Annotated in this window: 3 rRNA genes; all 3 read right to left on the bottom strand. The window is 42.8% G+C overall.

What is annotated here, in order from left to right:
* Positions 1-114, bottom strand: a 23S ribosomal RNA gene (locus AC1TPB_RS24860); the annotation flags it as partial.
* Between the two features lie 386 nt (positions 115-500).
* Positions 501-617, bottom strand: a 5S ribosomal RNA gene (gene rrf, locus AC1TPB_RS24855).
* 276 nt (positions 618-893) lie between these two features.
* A 16S ribosomal RNA gene (locus AC1TPB_RS24850) occupies positions 894-1,009 on the bottom strand; the annotation flags it as partial.

The raw sequence follows: 1,009 nt of genomic DNA, 5'->3' as shown, positions 1-1,009 counted from the left end.
AAATCCCCGGATCAAAGCTTGCTTACAGCTCCCCGAGGCAGTATCGTTGTTCGCCACGTCCTTCTTCGGCTCCTAGTGCCTAGGCATCCTCCGTGCGCTCTTACTAGCTTAACCTAGTAACATCACTTCAAAGAAGTTTTCGTTAGAAAATCTTCAAAAGAAATCATGCGCTTTATTTCATCATCGAGAAGTTTTCGACTTCACTTCCTAAGAAGTTTCATCTCCAAGCTTCACAATTCGCTTTGGATGTTTCATTACTTTCATATCCAGTTTTCAAGGAACAAACACTTTTTCCGTTAGGAAAATAGTGATGATTTTTCCGAAAGAAAACATCAAACCATTTCTTGTTAGGGAAATAGTAATCCATTCTCTTTATGATCGTAGCCATATTCCAGAAGAAATACGTCTCATTTCATAGAGAAAAATCGTCTTTGTTGCACTGACGAGTTTTGATTGTATCAGCCTTCGACAACTTTTGCAACAGGTATAATATGAATACCGCTTGGCGACGTCCTACTCTCCCAGGACCCTGCGGTCCAAGTACCATCGGCGCTGGAGGGCTTAACGGTCGTGTTCGAGATGGGAACGTGTGGTTCCCCTCCGCCATCGCCACCAAACGATAGTGCTATCACCTTTTCCGTTAGGAAAATGGTGAACTTATGATTTTTCTGAAAGAAAATATCAAACCTTCATTCAATAAAATCATTATTTAGTTGAAAGATTTACCATACACTTTTCTTACGAAAAGCTTTGTTTGATCTTTCAAAACTGACAACGAGTGTGCGAACAACTGCCTAAAACATTTCATTAGAAATGTACTTCGAAAGCCTAAGCTTTCTCTTGATCCTCAAGGGATCTGATGTTCTTCTCATCGGAAGAACGTGTTCTCTTAGAAAGGAGGTGATCCAGCCGCACCTTCCGATACGGCTACCTTGTTACGACTTCACCCCAATCATCTACCCCACCTTCGACGGCTGGCTCCCTTGCGGGTTACCCCACCGGCTTCGGG

It is taken from the genome of Paenibacillus sp. Y951, assembly GCF_056786395.1.
The sequence above is the reverse complement of the archived record's forward strand: the minus strand, read 5'-3'. Positions and strand labels throughout refer to the sequence as shown.